The organism is Lentibacillus halophilus (assembly GCF_039522485.1).
In the GTDB taxonomy this organism is placed as follows: Bacteria; Bacillota; Bacilli; order Bacillales; family Amphibacillaceae; genus Lentibacillus; species Lentibacillus halophilus.
Genome location: NZ_BAAADM010000030.1, coordinates 92,174 through 105,602 on the forward strand (window position 1 = coordinate 92,174; position 13,429 = coordinate 105,602).

At 49.1% G+C, this 13,429-nt stretch carries 11 protein-coding genes and 1 pseudogene; 11 read left to right on the top strand and 1 reads right to left on the bottom strand.

Going from position 1 to position 13,429, the window contains the following annotated elements; genetic code table 11:
• Positions 1-183: 183 nt before the first annotated feature.
• Both spoIIQ and spoIIID read left to right on the top strand, forming a co-directional pair.
• A complete protein-coding gene (gene spoIIQ, locus ABDZ72_RS05810; protein ID WP_343751738.1) occupies positions 184-1,167 on the top strand; it encodes a stage II sporulation protein SpoIIQ in 984 nt (327 codons plus the stop codon).
• A gap of 469 nt (positions 1,168-1,636) precedes the next feature.
• Entirely contained in the window at positions 1,637-1,924 is a 288-nt protein-coding gene (gene spoIIID / locus ABDZ72_RS05815) for a sporulation transcriptional regulator SpoIIID (protein WP_343751739.1), read from the top strand.
• 729 nt (positions 1,925-2,653) lie between these two features.
• Here the strand turns inward: spoIIID and ABDZ72_RS05820 are convergent.
• Positions 2,654-3,685: a nuclease-related domain-containing protein gene (locus ABDZ72_RS05820; RefSeq protein WP_343751740.1), complete on the bottom strand. Its 1,032-nt coding sequence runs from the start codon at positions 3,683-3,685 to the stop codon at positions 2,654-2,656.
• 212 nt (positions 3,686-3,897) lie between these two features.
• Between ABDZ72_RS05820 and mreB the strand changes: the two genes are divergently transcribed.
• From mreB to ABDZ72_RS14410, 9 genes and pseudogenes are all read left to right on the top strand, one after another.
• Entirely contained in the window at positions 3,898-4,899 is a 1,002-nt protein-coding gene (gene mreB, locus ABDZ72_RS05825) for a rod shape-determining protein (protein ID WP_343751741.1), read from the top strand.
• 409 nt (positions 4,900-5,308) lie between these two features.
• A complete protein-coding gene (locus ABDZ72_RS05830) occupies positions 5,309-5,800 on the top strand; it encodes a DNA-directed RNA polymerase subunit beta (protein WP_343751742.1) in 492 nt (163 codons plus the stop codon).
• 449 nt (positions 5,801-6,249) lie between these two features.
• Complete coding sequence (gene fabZ / locus ABDZ72_RS05835) at positions 6,250-6,669, top strand: 3-hydroxyacyl-ACP dehydratase FabZ (RefSeq protein WP_343751743.1); 420 nt, start codon at positions 6,250-6,252, stop codon at positions 6,667-6,669.
• A gap of 184 nt (positions 6,670-6,853) precedes the next feature.
• Positions 6,854-7,225 carry a hypothetical protein gene (locus tag ABDZ72_RS05840; protein ID WP_343751744.1) on the top strand — a complete coding sequence of 124 codons (372 nt, stop codon included), beginning with the start codon at positions 6,854-6,856 and terminating at the stop codon, positions 7,223-7,225.
• 221 nt (positions 7,226-7,446) lie between these two features.
• Entirely contained in the window at positions 7,447-7,950 is a 504-nt protein-coding gene (locus ABDZ72_RS05845) for a competence protein ComK (RefSeq protein WP_343751745.1), read from the top strand.
• Positions 7,951-8,041: 91 nt separating this feature from the next.
• On the top strand, positions 8,042-9,148 hold the full coding sequence (locus tag ABDZ72_RS05850) for an efflux RND transporter periplasmic adaptor subunit (RefSeq protein ID WP_343751746.1): 1,107 nt from the start codon (positions 8,042-8,044) through the stop codon (positions 9,146-9,148).
• On the top strand, positions 9,145-12,201 hold the full coding sequence (locus ABDZ72_RS05855; RefSeq protein ID WP_343751747.1) for an efflux RND transporter permease subunit: 3,057 nt from the start codon (positions 9,145-9,147) through the stop codon (positions 12,199-12,201). The genes ABDZ72_RS05850 and ABDZ72_RS05855 overlap by 4 nt, the downstream gene beginning before the upstream one ends.
• A 657-nt stretch (positions 12,202-12,858) precedes the next feature.
• Positions 12,859-13,188, top strand: a pseudogene (locus tag ABDZ72_RS14405) (nuclease-related domain-containing protein); the annotation flags it as partial.
• Positions 13,097-13,411 (top strand): sigma-70 family RNA polymerase sigma factor, encoded by a 315-nt coding sequence (locus ABDZ72_RS14410; RefSeq protein WP_425542355.1) that lies wholly within the window; start codon positions 13,097-13,099, stop codon positions 13,409-13,411. The pseudogene ABDZ72_RS14405 and the gene ABDZ72_RS14410, both read left to right, overlap by 92 nt.
• The last annotated feature ends 18 nt before the right edge of the window (positions 13,412-13,429 follow it).

Below are 13,429 nucleotides of genomic sequence, written 5' to 3' on the forward strand. Positions count from 1 at the left end.
GGGAGACGTTACGGCCAGGGCGGCACGAGTGGTTCACCCGCCGCATGAAAGGGATCGTTTTTACCAAAAAACAGCTTATGATTCCCCATTAACGCAAAAAAATGCAGCAAAATAGGACTTTTTTAGAAATTTAATGTATAGTTTTGGATTTTTCTGCTCAGAATGTTGCTGAGGTGATGACATATGACAGAAGAAAACAAAACTCCAAAAAATAAATGGAGTCGCATTTTCCGTAAGAAGTGGTTCTTTCCAGCCGTATATCTGACGATTGCTGCCTTGCTCTTGTCGTTGGTGGTATGGTATCAGAATATTGGCAACCAGATTGACGAGACCCAGGAGGAGAAAACCGAAGACTATTCCCCGATTGAACATGATCAGGAAGCAAAGCCCGTCGTGGATCAGCAGGAGATCATTCAAAAGCCTGTTGAAGACAAGCTTGAAGCAGAAATCGTAACTAAATACTATGACTATGACGCCGATCAAAAAGAGCAGGAGGATGCCTTGGTCGTCTTGAATAACCGCTACTATCAAAGCACAGGCGTGGATATCGCTTCTGCTGATGGCGAAACATTCGATGTTCAGGCGTCATTAAGCGGTAACGTTACGGAAATCAAAGAGGATCCGTTGATGGGCAATGTTGTGACTATGACGCATGACAATGGCGTAACAACGCATTACGCCAGTCTCGGCGATGTCAATGTATCCACTGACGATAACGTGGAGCAGGGTGATGTCCTGGGAACCGCCGGAAAGAACACATTTGGCAAAGAGAATGGTACCCATGTTCATTTTGAGATTCGAAAAGACGGGACCGAGGTCAATCCGGAAGACTTTTTCAACCAGCCTTTAAGCGCCATTGACGACGCGCTGGCGGAAAAATCGGAAGACGACAGCATGAACACCGAAGACGACTCATCCAGCAGTGAATCGGACAGCACTGAGGAAGAAGGAGCCGACTCAGGTGATGCATCATCCGACAAAAACAATGACTCGGATCAGTCAGGCGACACATCATCCGACAAAAACAATGACTCAGATCAGTCAGGCGACTCATCATCCGATAAAAACAATGACTCAGGTCAATCAGGCGACGCGCCATCTGAGGAAAACAGTGATTCCAACAGCTCCAGCGATGATCAATCGGATAAAAATAAGGAAATGCCATAACATCTGGCATAAAAGCGATACCGATTCCAACAATGGATCAATCAAAGCCAATAGATACAGCTCCAGCAACCCCGCTGGAGCTGTTTTTCGTGCGCATAAACAAGCTGCCCTCAAACGTCCCTCGCGCGCCGCACGTTATAAAGAATCCTCAACAAACGGCATGTCCGCGGTCGTCAGCGTCAAAAAGTCATCATAATTCAAGGCAAACGATAATAAAATGAAGTAATCAAGCATTCAGAAAAGTCTGAGGTGAGCGCTTGTGTAGCTTTCCATCCAGTCAATTCACCAGTGTAACGGTTTACATATCACCTTTGAAGTGCGCTTTTTGTCTTGTTTTGATCTGCAGGGAAACCATAGCCACAGCTGCACAGATGCCCTTTGCCAAAAGATGAGTGAACAGCGTGAGAGGAATCACCTTGTTTGTCTCAACCCACACCTCGGAAATATCCAACTTAGGGAGGCGAACGGTGTGCACGATTACATCAAAGAGAGGACGACCAGGATAGGGCGATATGTGGTCGAATCAAAAAAAACTGTCCGATTGATCGCCAAAGAATTCGGCGTTTCCAAAAGTACCGTTCACAAAGATTTAACCGAACGACTGCCGGAAATCAATCCCGAACTTTACAATGAAGTTAAACATGTGCTCAGCTACAACAAATCGATCCGCCATCTTCGCGGAGGCGAAGCAACCCGGAGTAAATACCGACCAGATGATGAAGAAGAGGAGGAGGCAAGTGCCAAACCAATCGGATAATCGGTTGCACCTATCCAAAAAATGGTGACGAAGGCGGTAATCGTCCACTGAACGATTCCGACAAATTGATAGTCGCCAACGAACGGCCCAGCCGGCAAACGGTTGGGTCTTTCAATTGTTGAAAGCGTTTACCGAGCGGACACGCGGGTGTGCGAGCACGACGCTAGCAGATAGCAAGTGGTGATACAACCGGATGGAGAGGGATACAACCAGATTCAGAATATATCAACCGGGTCGAGGCAGATATCAACCAGATTCGGAAAATATCAACCGGGTCGAGGCAGATATCAACCAGATTCAGAAAATATCAACCGGGTCGAGGTCGATATCAACCGGATTCGGAATATATCAACCGGATCGAGGCAAATATCAACCAGATTCGGAAAATATCAACCAGATGGAGGCAGATATCAACCAGATTCAGAATATATCAACCAGGTCGAGGCAGATATCAATCAGATTCGGAACATATCAACCGGGTCGAGGCAGATATCAACCGCATTCAGAATATATCAACCAGGTCGAGGCAGATATCAACCAGATTCAGAAAATATCGACCGGATGGAGGCAGATATCAACCAGATCGAGGCAGGTATCAACCAGATTCGGAACATATCAACCGGATGGAGGCAGGTATCAACCAGATTCAGAAAATATCAACCGGATCGAGGCAGGTATCAACCGCATTCAGAATATATCGACCAGATCGAGATGGATATCAACCGGTTATTAACGCATCGGGTTCCGTGTGTGGTTTTTGGGCGGTTCCGGGAAGCTTGATTGTTGCGGGAAGTCCCCTAATGCCGGAGCCATGTACTTTCGGCCCTTGTTTGTGCCGGTATGCTTCAGGTTCATGCCGTTCAACAATCGGTATGCGGTTCTTGGCGAGTCAATTTGCAGAAGGCTGCGGCATGTCCGGTTGGTAATTGTGTCGTCGTGAAGAAGAAAATAATCCAGAATACGTTGCTTATGGGCGTCATCATCCGTGGCGGAACAGGCGGGGCACTGCCATTTTCCGCGTTTTCGAATCATCGGATAACGTGCGCATTGCGAGCACGGGATCCCTGGAATCAAATGGTGCTGTTCAACGTGATGCGTGTTTAAAATATGGGTGCGCAGCGGTTGATTGGCACGGAGGAATTGCCGGTGCAGATTTGTCATCTCTCTCTTGGTGAACACGTCCTTTTCATGCTTGGCGTGAATGCGGTCCAAATGTTGGTGCAGGCTTTCAGTATGGATGATTTGGTTGTAAACGTCCGGATCTTCTCTGACGTTGGCGATGACTGTGGAAGGGAAGGCGACGACAACCAGCGTTTCTATTGGGATGCCGTAGATTCCGCGCCGTTCCAGCCATGCCTGTAAATGCATCTTTTGGGCGTCAACTTGTAAAATGGGGTCCTTGTAAGCTTTGACTTGACCATTAACGTCCTGGGTCAATTGCCGTAGTTTCGCATCATACATAAAGGTTCCTTGCTGATTTTTAATTTCTAATAGGGTTATAAATTGTTTTGTCAGGATGAGTGTGTCGATTTGAAAATAAAAAGGGGGATTGTCCAAGCGCAGTCCCTTAATGAGGAAGAGGTCGTCCCGTGGATAGGCGGAAAGTTTGTAGTCCACATTTCGTTCGCCGTCGAAACCGGCCTTTTCTTTTTTGTAGACCGAAACAATGGACTCATGGTGCCGGTGCGTTGGGTGCATACACCGGAAAAGCGCTTCATACGCCAGTAAGTCATACGTCTTTTTTCGATGCAGTGGTATCACTCCTTTTAAGGCTTCTAAACACTATTTCGATAAAATGGCGCTCGTTCCTGCATGAATTTGTGACGAATTTGTGACTGATACGACGACTATTTTTTGCTATCTTTTTTCTTGAACAGGCGGTTAAATGATGGATTTTGTGATAGAATAGGAGATTAGTAGGAATAGTTTATGTTGGATACGAGAACGATTTCATAGCAGGGAGGCTTGCATGCATGTTTGCGAGGGACATCGGGATTGACCTTGGAACAGCGAATGTGCTGATCCATGTCAAAGGAAAAGGCATTGTTTTGGATGAATCCTCTGTCGTGGCCATGGACCGTCATACTGGCCGCGTGCTCGAGGTTGGGGAAGCGGCACGCCGCATGGTGGGGCGAACGCCCGGACATATTGAAGCGATTCGCCCGTTAAAAGACGGTGTGATTGCCGATTTTGATGTCACCGAAGCAATGTTGAAATATTTTATTAATAAAATTAATGTAAAAGGCTTTTTATCCAAACCGAAAATGCTCATCTGTTGCCCGACCAATATTACGAAAGTGGAACAAAAGGCGATTAAAGAAGCGGCAGAAAAGTCTGGTGGCGGAAAAGTCTATCTTGAGGAAGAGCCGAAAGTGGCAGCTATCGGGTCCGGAATGGAAATCGAGCATCCGAGCGGCAATATGATCGTGGACATTGGCGGCGGCACAACTGACGTGGCGGTTCTATCGATGAGCAATATTGTCACATCGGAAACGGTTAAATTAGCCGGGGATACGTTTGATGGAGAAATTTTGCAATACATTAAAAAGAGATACAACCTGCTAATTGGTGAGCGTACAGCCGAAGATATAAAAATCAATGTCGCAACGGTGTTCAAAGACGGTCGTCACGAGGAAATGGACATCCGCGGCCGGGATATGGTGAGCGGATTGCCACGGACCATCACGGTTGGCTCCCCGGAAATTGAGGAAGCGTTGCGTGAGTCGGTTGCCTTGATTACACACAGTGCTAAACAAGTTCTGGAACGCACACCGCCGGAATTGTCTGCAGATATCATTGACCGCGGTGTGACATTAACTGGCGGGGGCGCGCTCGTGCATGGCATTGATCGACTTCTTGCCGACGAATTGAAAGTACCGGTGTTTTTGGCCGAGGAACCGATGAACTGTGTCGCCAAAGGAACGGGCATCATGTTGGAAAATATTGATAAAGTTGAACGGAAAAAGATTGTGTAACGATCATCTTCCGGTTGGAGCGGGCTATACCACTTGTCAAGGACTCCTCAAGGGATCCAATGTCGATAAAGCGTAACCCATGACGCTCAGATGGCGTCGTCCCTGATGGTTGCGAACCAGCGCGTCCTGAAAGCTTATGATAGACGCATGGGCAAAGCCATCAGCGGCTTGCGGGCCGGTGATGCAGACAATGGACAATGTCACAAACCATGATTCCAGACAGTTGTTATGACGACCCGGTGGTAACATAAACCGGGATGGCACCGGGTATACTAGGTCAACAATCCAACGACCGGGCACGCGGTGTTTTCCTGATAACTCGACGATCCCGGTCTCCCGTATGGATGAAGACGTTTATGAAGGCATGACCGACCGTGTCTTGCAACAACGGAGTAAGGAGAAACAAGCCATGCCAATAGATCAGAAGGACCAAACAGAGCAAAACGACAGGATGACAAGGGACGAACAGGTCGCTGTTCAAGATCAAACCCAACAGCAGACCACCGGCGAAACAGCAACGGATGACGCGGGAACTGTTGCACAGCAGCAATCGGTTCACGACCAAGAGGAAATGACTGGGGTCCAGACAGACGATTCAGCTCCGGATGAAACAGAGTCGGAACCGAATCGGAGACAACGCAGGACCGGGGTTGAAACGGATGACGTGACGCGTAAAGAGCATAAGAAAAAACGAAAGCAAGAAAAACGCCGTCATCAAAAACCACACCGCCGCATGTTTCCCATTTGGCTTCGCATGATTGTCGTACTGGCGCTATCGGTCGTCGCACTCGCTGTCGGATTGATGGTTGGCTATGGCGTGGTCGGCGACGGCAACCCGATCGACGCTCTTCAATGGAAAACATGGCAACACATGATTGACATCGTGACCAAACCTCGATAAGCATCTCCGCAACATGCGGGCATGCTTTTTTTATGGCTGTGCGGTTGTGAAACCGGAATGTGATGCGGTCGATACATTCAAGATTTGGTTGATATCTCCGGAATGCGGTTGATAAAATTCAAATCCGGTCGATATCCTCCTCATCCTGGTTGATAAATTTCAAATCCGGTCGATATCCCCCTCATACCGGTCGATAAAATCCCAATCCGGTCGATACCTTCCTCATCCCGGTTGATAAATTTCAAATCCGGTTGATAACCCCCTCATCCTGGTTGATAAGTCCACAATTCCGGTCGATATCCTCTCCATCCCGGTTGATAAGTCCACCAATCCGGTCGATACCGCCTGCCACACGGTCAATTATTCCACCTCGTCCGGTAGCTGGTCCGCATTTGGCTGTATTTTTTGCTATAATGGATGTACCCTACATAGGATAAGGAGAGATTCGGATGGATATTCAACAAATCAAAGACACCATTCCGCACCGGTACCCTTTTTTGCTTGTTGATAAGGTGACGGACATAACGGAAGGTGAACGGGTCACGGCGGTCAAAAATGTCACAGCCAATGAGCCTTTCTTTCAGGGGCATTTTCCGGATTATCCGGTGATGCCGGGGGTTCTCATTGTCGAAGCATTGGCTCAGACCGGGGCGATTGGCGTGCTCGGAATTGAGGAAAATAAAGGAAAAATTGGCTTTCTTGCCGGGCTTGATAAGTGCCGCTTCAAACGCCAGGTTCAACCGGGCGATCAACTGCATCTGGACGTGGAGATTGTGCGAATAAAAGGCTCCGTCGGCAAGGGAAAAGGAGTGGCGACAGTTGATGGCGAGGTTGCTTGTGAAGCGGAAATCACGTTTGCCATTCAATAAACAGCTGCCTTAAAACGGTCCGTGTCCGAGCATGGCACGTGATAAGAATTATGGCAGTCGATTCGCACGACCGCTGTATGCTATGGCCATTTTCTTCCTACAATTTTTTAAAAAATATGCATGGTGGTTCCCAAATTGGTAACGCTATAAACGATACCGAAAAACGTCAAAGGAGGGAACCATCATGCAAAAATGGCTTTTCAAATTGGGCACACCCATTTTAGCGTTGTCATTACTGGCAGCATGCGGAACGGATAACGACGATGATCCGGCTAATAATAATAATAACGGTGGCGATGAGGCCCCGTTAAATCAGGAGGAAGAAAATCCGGATATGAATGGGGATAATCAAGACGATCCGCAGCTGGACAATGACAATCCCAATAATAACAACGAAGAAAACCCCAATATGAATGAAGGTAATCAGGGCGATTCGCAACCGAATAATGACAGCCCTGATGGTACAACTGGGGATGGCGACAATACAGACCAAGACAATAACAATGAAGACAACATGACCGATGACGACGATAACATGAATAGAGATGGCCAGTGATTATTCGGAATAAACAGTGGCAGAGAAAGTCAAAAATCCCCTCGTGGTCAGGGGATTTTTTTATGTTTTTTAACCACGGGAACCATGCCATACATATGGCAACACCCGTCTCCTAACTCATAATTTTTGATATCAACGGATAAACCTTACTGATACGAATGGCTTATCGGTGAAAAACATAGTACAATAAGCTTATTGTCGACGTATCGGGGGGATTGTGTATGGGAGGAAGGTATGCGTCACCGATTTATTTGATTTCACAACAAACGAAAGCGATTGTCACAAAGGATTCCGCGTATTATCGCTCACTTATTTTGGAAACGTCAAAAGAAAAGCATTCGGCGTACCGGCCTGAACAGATTATTGATCATGCATGCGTGCTTAACGGCTCGACGTTGGAAGGGAGACGGAAATCGGTGCGCAAACTGTTGAATGTAAGCAGCAAGGTTCCGGTTCCTGTTATTCCGGACCAAGGCGTGTATATGCTGCCCACAGCTTCGTCTAAAAAGAAAGATAATGTCTGGCTTTCCTTTTACCAGATTGATTCGTTTGAACAGCGTGACGACAGGACGTATGTAATGTTTCATGACGGCTCTGGCTTGTTCGTTAACACGTCGGTAAAGGCATTTGATTTGCAGTTTAAACGAACCAGTCAAATTATTGCTAAGATGAATCGCTCGATTTTTTTCGGGAAAAATGCCATTCCGTGGAACCCGCCGTATTGACGTTGAGCAATGGGGAGGGGGTCGCTCACTCTCCCTTCGTGCGGCCGATTAACGTGGTGTCCGGCACCAAAAGAGTCGTTGCTGCCCACAAATGAAAACGTTTTCACAAACCCGACAATTCAAAGAGATGCCCCCTTGTCTCCGTCAATCGATGGCCGTTGCTGTTGTCGAGAGATGTGATGGCACACCGGACGACATCACCAAGGATGATCGCAACCGGTCGGGCTTTGTTCGTTCAATTCGGCATATTTTTCCGGACCGGTGGGACAACTATGAAACGAAGACATCAATGGACCGGATTAATGAAATGAGGAATCGAGTCATGCGACATTTGTTTGTAATCGCGGCAATGGTGGCCATCGTCAGTGTGTTTGCCGCATGCAATCAAAACGAAAATGAATCCGATGATACGGAGGACCACGTTGTATCTGTCGAGACATCGGAGGCGACAATCGGGGACTTGGTAGTGGAAAAAACGTTGTACGGCCAGGTGCAGCCAGCCGCGACGACACCGGTAATGGTGCCAAACTCCGGGGAAATAACCGAGCTGAACGTGGCTAATGGCGATACCGTTGAAGAAAACGCCTCTCTGCTGACGATAAAAACAGCAGCTGGCAGCCGGAATATCCGTGCATCGACAGCGGGAAACATCGCTCAATTGGATGCCGAAGAAGGGGATCGGGTTTCTGGATCTGATCCGGTCATGGTTATCTCGAATGTTGACCCCATGATCATAACGGCATCCGTTACGACGGACATACGCCAATTGCTGGAAAAAGGCACGACATATACGGTCACGATTGGTGAACAGGATTATGACGCCGAACTGACCGAACGCAGCGCCATGCCGGGAGACAAGGGCCTATATCCCATTAAAGCAACCATCAACCCGAACCCGGATGATGCGGAAACGGTGCTGACCGGCATGACAGCGACGATGCACATACCGGAAAAACGCGTCAGTGACGCCATCATTGTGCCGACGGAATCGGTCGTGACCGGACGCGGTGACCCGTTTGTTTATGTCGTTGAGAACAGCAAAGCGGTCAAAACGGACGTCGTCATTCGCGAGACAAAGTCCAAGAAGACAGCGGTGAAAGGGGTCATCCAGGACGGGGACCACGTTGTTGTCAACGGACTTTTAACACTGTCGGACGGCGCAAGTGTCAACGTCGTGAAAGAGAGGGATGACTCGTGAAACTTGTAACATCATCCGTCAAGCGCCCGGTCGGTGTCATCATGATTGTGCTTGCGATTATCGCCCTGGGTGTTGTCTCTCTGCGCAATTTGAACGTTAATTTGATGCCGGAAATTGATTTGCCGGTTGCCGTTGTTGCGACGTCTTATGGCGATGCTGCACCGGAAGAAGTGGAAAAACTCATTAGCGAGCCAATCGAGTCCTCAGTCAGTTCGGTGGAGGGCATCGAAACGGTTCAATCCCAGTCTCAGGCAGGGTCATCTCTTGTTGTTTTGATGTTTAATAGCGGAACCAACCTCGATCAAGCGTTGCTGAACGTCCGGGAAAGTGTTGATCAAGTGAGAGGCGTTTTGCCGGAGAACGCCGGTGACCCGAGTATATTACGGTTTAATCCGCAACAAATGCCGATTATGTGGGTGGGGTTGACCGGGGATGAACCGGCCAAACTGACACAGGTTGCTAATGATGAGATTGTGCCGTATTTTGAACGGCAGAGCGGTGTCGCGTCGGTCACTGTGGAAGGTGCGAAAAAACGGGAAATTCAGTTGATCCTTGATCAGGCTAAGTTGAATCAATACGGTGTCACATCCCGCTCCATCATCGAGGCGCTCAATAATGCCAACCAATCAGCCTCGGTTGGAACGATAGAAAAAGGCAATAAAGACTTACAGCTCCGAGTGACCGGGGAATTGGCATCGGTCGATGATATTAAAGAAACCATTGTGCAAACCGAGCGGCAGGCGACCGTTCACGTGAGCGACCTGGCGGATGTGCGCGATACGTACAAAGAATCAGACAGCAAAACGATCGTCAATGGCGAATCAGCGGTCGTTCTCTCTATCATGAAAAAAACCGACGCCAACACGGTCAACGTCGCCAATAACGTGAACGCGAGCATGACCGATATGAAAAACGATTTGCCAGCAGAGCTTCAGACCGATGTCATTATTGATACGTCGGAATACATTAAAATGTCGATCCAATCCGTCGTGCAAAACATTATCATCGGCGGCATCATTTCCTTTTTCATATTGCTTTTGTTTTTGAAAAGCATCCGGGCGACAATCGTTATTGGTTTGTCGATTCCCATCGCGATTATCTCGACGTTCACCTTGATGTATTTTACCGGAGAAACGTTGAACGTGTTGACTCTCGGCGGACTGGCGCTCGGCCTCGGGATGATGGTCGATAGTTCAATTGTGATACTTGAACACATTTACTCGTACCGACAGCACGGTTATGCAATGGTTGACGCCGCCATTAAAGGGGCGTCCGAACTCGCATCTGCTGTCATCGCATCCACGACAACAACATTGGTCGTCTTTTTGCCCATGGTGTTTGTCGAAGGAATTGCCTCGGACATGTTCACACCGCTGGCTTTGGCCGTGTCGTTCTCGCTGATTGCATCGCTGGTTGCAGCGGTGACCCTCGTGCCGATGCTGTCGTCGAAATTGCTTGCCAAGGCGACCGGTGACAGCGGACGCCGCTACTGGTTCAATCGCTTTCTGGACAAAGTGAACAATGTCTACCGCAGTATGCTTCGCTGGGTGCTCGGTCACCGGAAAACAACCGTATTCGGAACCGTCGTGATCATTGCCGGCAGTCTGGCGCTCATTCCACAGATCGGGACATCATTTATGCCATCGACGGATCAGGGTAAAGTGCAAGTGAACGTGCAAACCGGGCCGGGCAGTTCGTTTGCGCATACGACCGACATTACGGAAACCGTTAGTGACAAATTGGACACGTACGATGCTGTCGTGGAAACAAATTACTTAAATGCTGGTGGAGGCGGCGGTGCCATGGGAATGGGCGGATCATCCGGGGGTTCGGCAACGTATCGAATTCAACTCGTTCCGGCAGCAGAACGGGACGCGTCCACCAGTGCGATCGTTCAGGATATGAGCGATGATTTGGAAACAGTGCCTGGAGCAGAAATCTCGGTCTCGGCGTCAAATAGTGCTGCCGGGATGGGCGACCCGATTCAACTCAGCTTGAACGGTCCGGAACATCAAGTGCTCCGCGACCTCGCCGATGACGTTGTAAACACCATCTCTCGTATTGACGGGGTGCGCAATGCCGAATCATCTGCAGGAACCGGTGTCCCGCAAATGCAGATCGAAGTTGATAATGGAAAAGCAGCTCAATACGGCCTGACGAAACAGCAAATTATCAGCCAAATCCGGTTGCAATTCACCGGCCGGGTTGCCTCGACGTACCGGGAAGACGGCGATGAAATGAATGTCACGCTGATGTTTCCGAAAGAGGAACGCAGCACCATCAGCGATTTGGAGGATATGAGCATCCATTCGCCGAGCGGTGCAACCATACCTCTCGTCTCGCTGGCTGATTTAAACGAAGCACAAGGCCCTGTCACCTTGCAGCGTGAAAATCAGGAACCGCAAGTCAACATTACCAGTGAGCTTGCCGGCCGCAACCTCGGCCGAGTGAGCAGCGATGTGGAGCAAGCGCTGGATGACATGGCCATGCCAGACGGATACACTTACGACATGGGCGGCCAAGTGGAAGATATGGCCGAATCGTTCGGTCAGCTGGCCGTCGCGCTCGTCTTCTCGATCTTTCTCGTCTATGCTGTCATGGCGGTGCAGTTTGAAAATGCCTTGTTCCCGTTCGTTATTATGTTTTCATTGCCGGCAACCGTCATCGGCGTGCTCGGCGGCCTGTATGTCACCGGCTTACCGCTCAGCATCCCGGCATTCATCGGGGTCATCATGCTCGCCGGAATCGTCGTCAACAACTCGATCGTACTCGTCGACTACATTAATATCGTCCGGCGTAAAGGGAGCGACCGTCACGAGGCCATTCTGGAGGCCGGCCCAAGCCGACTGCGCCCCATCCTGATGACCACCTTGACGACCATTCTCGCCATGGTACCGCTCGGACTCGCCCTCGGCCAAGGTTCCGCCATGCAGCAGCCACTGGCCATTACGATCATATTCGGCCTGAGTGTATCGAGCATATTCACGCTATTGCTCATTCCGGTCGTCTATACCTTATTTGACGACCTGACCGCCAAATTCACACGACGCTAACGAACGAAAGGAAGCTTCCTGCCGCGGCAGGAAGCTTTTTTGTTGGAGGATCGCGTAGTTGTGGGGGGTCGCGCGATTTGGGGGAGGGTCGCGCAGTCACGTGGTGAGGTCGCGCAACTCGCGCGATAACCACACAACGCGCGCAACTCCATTGGGAACTCGCGCAGTTATGCAGCAGGGTCGGGCGGTTATGGGGTGAGGTCGCGCAAATCAGAGTGAGAGTCGCGCGGTTATGGGGTGAGGTCACGCAAATCAGAGTGAGAGTCGCGCGGTCATGGGGTGAAGTTGTGCAACTTAGAGCCTAACTCGCGCGATAACCACACAACACGCGCAACTCCGTCGGGAACTCGCGCAATAATGCGTCAGGGTCGCGCAGTTCAGAGCGAGGGTCGCGCAATCCCGGTCAAAACTCGCGCCATCTTCCAGCGCAACGCATCCTCAATACAAAAAATATAATGAAAAATGTCGGCCCCTGCCGACATTTCCCTTTTAAACCCATTACTTTTCACAAATAATGTGCTATATTAAGTATATTCCTCTAAAAATAAAATAAAGGAGATTTTTATGAGAATAAAAAATCGTTCCAAACCCCTTCCGCTCCAAAAGCTTGATGCGCTCATCCCTCGAATGCCTGCATCATTTCCGCGTCTTCCGGAAATGAAAGACGATGCCCGAAAACAGGGCGCCGGCTATGCAGGTGAATTAAAAGTCGATTACTATCTCGACATGCTCGCCAGCCGGTATACCATTTTGGACGATGTTTCCTTGCGCACCAACGGCAAAAATAGTCAAATCGACTCACTCGTCATTGCTGATTACAGTATGTTTATCGTTGATGCCAAACATTACAGAGACCAATTGACATTTGATACCGCTCTTCATCAGCTCACGCGCAGTGACGGAGAGGTCGAATCCGGTTTTGAGTACCCCATTACCCAAGTCGAAAATCAAAAATTTCACCTTCAAAATTGGCTTCAGCACCACCATCTCGCTTCCATTCCGTCCCTGCCAATTATATCAAGCTATCCAAACCCTGACGCCCAAACAGAAAGGCATTTTAACGCACAAATACGTGCATGGCGTACAAAACAACGAAATAGCTGCTTTATTCAACGATTCACCGCAAAACGTATTCAAGCTGCATCGAAAAGCACTGAAAAGACTGAAAAACCATCTGAAAAAGGAGCAAGATAGCCATGACAACAGTTGACGTGGAACAAGCGATTTT